Source organism: Streptomyces sp. CAI-85 (assembly GCF_013363615.1).
GTDB lineage: Bacteria > Actinomycetota > Actinomycetes > Streptomycetales > Streptomycetaceae > Streptomyces > Streptomyces antibioticus_B.
This window is the reverse complement of record NZ_JAANNX010000139.1, coordinates 1-3,717: the sequence shown is the minus strand read 5'-3', so window position 1 is coordinate 3,717 and position 3,717 is coordinate 1. Positions and strand designations below refer to the sequence as shown.

The window sequence follows — 3,717 nt, the reverse complement described above, 5'->3', positions numbered from 1 at the left end:
ATGCCCATCGCAACCCCCGAGGTCTACAACGAGATGCTCGACCGGGCGAAGGCAGGCAAGTTCGCCTACCCGGCCATCAACGTCACCTCGAGCCAGACCCTGAACGCGGCGCTGCGCGGCTTTGCCGAGGCGGAGAGCGACGGCATCATCCAGATCTCCACCGGCGGTGCCGAGTTCCTGGGCGGTCAGTACAGCAAGGACATGGTGACGGGCGCCGTCGCCCTGGCCGAGTACGCGCACATCGTCGCCGAGAAGTACCCGGTCACCGTCGCCCTGCACACGGACCACTGCCCGAAGGACAAGCTCGACGGGTACGTACGTCCGCTGCTCGCGGTCTCCGAGGAGCGCGTGAAGGCCGGCCGCAACCCGCTCTTCCAGTCGCACATGTGGGACGGCTCCGCCGAGACCCTCGCCGACAACCTGGAGATCGCGCAGGAGCTCCTCGCGCGCGCCGTCGCCGCGAAGATCATCCTGGAGGTCGAGATCACCCCGACCGGTGGCGAGGAGGACGGCGTCTCGCACGAGATCAATGACTCCCTCTACACCACCGTCGACGACGCGATCCGTACGGTCGAGGCGCTCGGCCTGGGCGACAAGGGCCGCTACCTGCTCGCCGCGTCCTTCGGCAACGTCCACGGCGTCTACAAGCCGGGCAACGTCGTGCTCCGCCCCGAGCTGCTCAAGGAGCTGAACGAGGGCGTGGCCGCGAAGTACGGCAAGCCGGCCGGCTCGCAGCCCTTCGACTTCGTCTTCCACGGCGGCTCCGGCTCCACGGAGGACGAGATCCGCACCGCGCTGGAGAACGGCGTCGTGAAGATGAACATCGACACGGACACCCAGTACGCCTTCACGCGTCCCGTGGCCGACCACATGTTCCGCAACTACGACGGCGTCCTGAAGGTCGACGGCGAGGTCGGCGACAAGAAGACCTACGACCCGCGCACCTGGGGCAAGCTGGCCGAGGCGAGCATGGCCGCGCGCGTCGTCGAGGCCGCGCAGAACCTGCGCTCGGCGGGCACGAAGATCAAGTAACTCGACCGCTTCGGCGGTGGACGATCGACACGGTGGGCCCGGCGGCCGTTCACGGCGCCGGGCTCGCCGTATGTCCGCCCGGGTGGGTATACCTGGAACCATGCCCGATGTCCGGACGGCGTCGCCCCAGGGCCGGTGGATCCTGTTCACCACGGTGCTCGGCTCCAGCATGGCCCTGCTGGACTCCACCGTCGTCAACGTGGCGCTCCCGCGCATCGGCGCCGATCTGGACGCCGATCTGGCGGACCTCCAGTGGACCGTCAACGCGTACATGGTCACGCTGGCCGGGCTGATCCTGCTCGGCGGCTCGCTCGGCGACCGCTACGGGCGCCGTAAGGTCTTCGTCGTCGGGGTGGTGTGGTTCGCCGTCGCCTCGCTGCTGTGCGGACTCGCGCCGAACGCCGCGGTACTGGTCGCCGCGCGGGCCCTCCAGGGCGTCGGGGGCGCGCTCCTCACGCCCGGCTCGCTGGCGCTGATCCAGGCGTCCTTCCATCCCGACGACCGGGGCCGGGCGGTGGGCCTGTGGTCGGGCTTCGGGGGCATCGGGGCGGCCGTCGGCCCGTTCGTGGGCGGCTGGCTGGTGGACGGCCCCGGCTGGCGCTGGGTGTTCCTGCTGAACGTGCCGCTGGCGCTGGTGTGCGTACCGGTCGCGCTGCGGCACGTACCGGAGTCCCGCGACAGCCGCGCGCACGGCCGGTTCGACGTCCTCGGGGCGGTCCTGGGGGCGGCGGCCCTCGCCCTGGTGACGTACGCGCTGATCGAGGCCGACGAGTTCTCCCCGGCCGTCGTCGTCGCGGCGGTGGGCGGGGTGGCCGCCGGGGTCGCCTTCGTCGTCGTGGAGCGGCGGCGCTCGGATCCGATGATGCCGCCCGACATCTTCGCGTCCCGCCAGTTCACCGCCGTCAACCTGGTCACGCTGTGCGTCTACGCCGCGTTCGGCGGGTTCTTCTTCCTCGCCGTGGTCCAGCTCCAGGTCGTCTCCGGCTGGTCGGCGCTGGCGGCCGGTACGGCGCTGCTGCCGGCCACCCTGCTGATGCTGCTGCTCTCCGCGCGCTCCGGTCAGCTCGGGGAGCGGATCGGGCCGCGCATCCCGCTCACCGTCGGGCCGCTGCTGTGCGCGGCGGGCATGCTGCTGATGCTGCGCGTCGGTCCGGACGCGTCCTATGTGGCCGATGTGCTGCCCGCCGTGCTGGTCCTCGGCGTGGGCATGGTGACCCTGGTCGCCCCGCTGACCGCGACCGTGCTGGCCTCGGTGGACGTCTCGCGCGCCGGTCTGGCCAGCGGGATCAACAACGCGGCGGCCCGCGCGGCCGGTCTGGTCGCCGTCGCCGCGCTGCCCGTGCTGACCGGGATGGGCCCGGAGGCGTACCGCTCGCCGGACGCCTTCGACACGGCGTTCCGGCAGGCCATGGGGTGGTGTGCGGGGGTGCTCGTGCTGGGCTCGGCCCTCGCCTTCGCGACGGTCCGCCGGCCGGCCCCCGACTGCACCCGCCCGGAGTGCCGTACCCACGGGAGTGTCATGGCTCCTCCGCTGGAGGGGCGGCCGGTGGGGAAGCGGATCGACGGGTAGGCGGGTTCCGGGGCGCTTTCCAGGGGGTGTTTTTCAGGGGGCCGGGTGGAGGCCCACCCTCACGCGCGCGTGAGGGTGGGGGAGAGCGGAGGCCCGTCGCACGCGCGCGTGGAGGAGACTGGAGCCATGTCCATTCACGAGAACCTCCTCGGGGGTCCGCCCCCGACCCACCTCCCCGACGACCCGGAGCCGCGCGAGCTGCTCGCGAACGGCACGGCGCCCGCCGACGTCGCCGCGAAGTACCCGACGTCCTCGCTGGCCTGGGCGCAGCTCGCCGACGACGCGTTCGAGCGGGGCAGCGTGGTGGAGTCGTACGCGTACGCCCGTACGGGGTACCACCGCGGCCTGGACGCCCTGCGCCGGGGCGGCTGGAAGGGCCACGGCCCGGTGCCGTGGGAGCACGAGCCGAACCGCGGCTTCCTGCGCGCCCTGCACGCCCTCGCGCGTGCCGCGCAGTCGATCGGTGAGCAGGGCGAGTACGAGCGCTGCTCGCAGTTCCTGAAGGACTCCTCGCCGACCGCGGCGCAGACCCTCGGATAGCTGTCCCACGTGCGGAAAGGCCCGCCCGGGATCCGGTGTGATCGGGGCGGGCCTTGCACGAACGCGGGTGCGATGCGCAAGATGTGGGTGGGGACCGGGGCCCCCGTGTCGGTAACGGCAGGGGCGGACCGCTACCCGGAGCACAATCAGGAGACAGCGATGTCCCAGCAGGCTCAGCCCCACGAGGCTTCGGAGCCCGAGACCCCGCATCTCGACTTCGCCGGCACCACGCCGTACGAGGACTACGTCAAGGCCGACGTTCTCACCCATTTGCAGCACACCCTCTCCGACGATCCCGGAGAGATGGTCTTCCTGGTGACGACCCAGGTCATGGAGCTGTGGTTCACCGTCGTCGTGCACGAGTGGGAGACCGCGGCCCGTGCCCTGCGCGCGGACGACGTGCCCGTCGCGATCGACGCGCTGAAGCGTTCCGTCCGGGAACTGGAGGCCCTGAACTCCTCCTGGCGGCCGCTCGGCCAGCTCACCCCGGCCCAGTTCAACTCCTACCGCGGCGCCCTCGGCGAGGGCTCCGGCTTCCAGTCGGCGATGTACCGGCGGATGGAGTTCCTGCTCGG

At 71.7% G+C, this 3,717-nt stretch carries 4 protein-coding genes; all 4 read left to right on the top strand.

All coding sequences use genetic code 11. The annotated features are described in order from the left end of the window. Positions 1–1,032 carry a class II fructose-bisphosphate aldolase gene (gene fbaA, locus G6W55_RS37065; protein ID WP_175524992.1) on the top strand — a complete coding sequence of 344 codons (1,032 nt, stop codon included), beginning with the start codon at positions 1–3 and terminating at the stop codon, positions 1,030–1,032. Positions 1,033–1,132: 100 nt separating this feature from the next. Beyond that, complete coding sequence (locus G6W55_RS37060; protein ID WP_175524991.1) at positions 1,133–2,602, top strand: MFS transporter; 1,470 nt, start codon at positions 1,133–1,135, stop codon at positions 2,600–2,602. A 126-nt stretch (positions 2,603–2,728) separates the two neighbouring features. Further along, positions 2,729–3,142, top strand: coding sequence for a DUF3151 domain-containing protein (locus G6W55_RS37055; RefSeq protein WP_030781965.1), 414 nt, complete (start codon positions 2,729–2,731; stop codon positions 3,140–3,142). Positions 3,143–3,301: 159 nt separating this feature from the next. Further along, positions 3,302–3,717, top strand: a 416-nt coding sequence (locus G6W55_RS37050) for a tryptophan 2,3-dioxygenase family protein (RefSeq protein ID WP_254876590.1), incomplete at its 3' end; no start/stop codon positions are given.

Excerpts from the sequence above, each read along its gene's own strand:
- fbaA (WP_175524992.1), top strand. The coding sequence starts at position 1 with ATGCCCATCGCAACCCCCGAGGTCTACAACGAGATGCTCGACCGGGCG.
- G6W55_RS37060 (WP_175524991.1), top strand. The coding sequence starts at position 1,133 with ATGCCCGATGTCCGGACGGCGTCGCCCCAGGGCCGGTGGATCCTGTTC.
- G6W55_RS37055 (WP_030781965.1), top strand. The coding sequence starts at position 2,729 with ATGTCCATTCACGAGAACCTCCTCGGGGGTCCGCCCCCGACCCACCTC.